The organism is Neobacillus piezotolerans (assembly GCF_003362805.1).
Lineage (GTDB): Bacteria > Bacillota > Bacilli > Bacillales > Cytobacillaceae > Bacillus_D > Bacillus_D piezotolerans.
Window position 1 is genome coordinate 1 of sequence record NZ_QNQT01000036.1, and the last position, 1,052, is coordinate 1,052.

Annotated in this window: 3 protein-coding genes; 1 reads left to right on the forward strand and 2 read right to left on the reverse strand. The window is 26.3% G+C overall.

All coding sequences use genetic code 11. The features are described from left to right. Both DRW41_RS23860 and DRW41_RS23865 read right to left on the reverse strand, forming a co-directional pair. A partial coding sequence (locus DRW41_RS23860) for a proton-conducting transporter transmembrane domain-containing protein (protein WP_369333245.1) occupies positions 1 to 390 on the reverse strand: 390 nt, incomplete at its 3' end. An 18-nt stretch (positions 391 to 408) separates the two neighbouring features. Then, on the reverse strand, positions 409 to 672 hold the full coding sequence (locus DRW41_RS23865; protein WP_181884684.1) for a hypothetical protein: 264 nt from the start codon (positions 670 to 672) through the stop codon (positions 409 to 411). Here DRW41_RS23865 and DRW41_RS22735 point away from each other — a divergent pair. Further along, entirely contained in the window at positions 659 to 889 is a 231-nt protein-coding gene (locus DRW41_RS22735) for a hypothetical protein (RefSeq protein ID WP_142752263.1), read from the forward strand. The two genes, DRW41_RS23865 and DRW41_RS22735, sit on opposite strands and share 14 nt — an antisense overlap. Positions 890 to 1,052 lie beyond the last annotated feature (163 nt).

Sequence of the window (1,052 nt, forward strand, 5' to 3'; positions counted from 1 at the left end):
GTTTGATAAATTTATTATTCGAATTGAATAAGATGCTGTTATTCCAATTGAAGAAATTATGATTAAAGTTAAAATACATTCTATTTTTGAGGAAATTATTTTTTCGATGATTATGTCTTTTGAAAAAAATCCTGATGTAAAAGGTAAACCTATTAAAGCAGCATTAGTTAAGCCTATGATTGTAGTTGTTATAGGTATACTATTTCTATTTATTCTTATTATTCGTATATCTTGATATGAAGTTTCGTGAATTATAATCCCAGCACATATGAATATAAGGGATTTAAAAAAAGCGTGAATGATTATATGAAAATAAGCTAATAATGGGGATATAATTGAAATAGCGAATATTATTATTGCTATTTGTCTTAGAGTAGATAGTGCAATAATTTTTTTTAAATCTTGTTCTCAATTAGCTGATAATCCAGCATATAAAGCTGTTAGTGATGAAATAATTATAGTTAAGTATATTGTTGTTGGATGAGGGTTTGATGAAATTCGGATTATTAAAAATACTCCAGCTGTTACTAAAGTTGATGAANATGAAATAATTATAGTTAAGTATATTGTTGTTGGATGAGGGTTTGATGAAATTCGGATTATTAAAAATACTCCAGCTGTTACTAAAGTTGATGAATGTACTAGTGCTGAAATAGGAGTGGGAGCTGACATTGCTATAGGTAATCAAGCTGAGAATGGAAATTGTGCTCTTTTTGTACAGCTAGTTAATATTAGTATAATTATGATAATTAAAGGGAATGATTCATTTATATTTAGTTCTCATATTGAATTAATAAGTATTATTCCAATTGATAATAGAATGAAAATATCTCCAATTCGGTTTCTTAGAAGAGTGATGGATCCTGAACCTGAGGAAGAGTTGTCTTGATAATAGATTACTAGAATGTAAGATGATAAACCTAGTATATCTCATCCTAATAATACTAGGAATATATTATTTCTAATGATTAAAATAACCATTGATATTACAAATATTATGAGTATTAAGGAAAACTTTTTATGTTCTTTTCTAGGAATATAATAAATTCTAA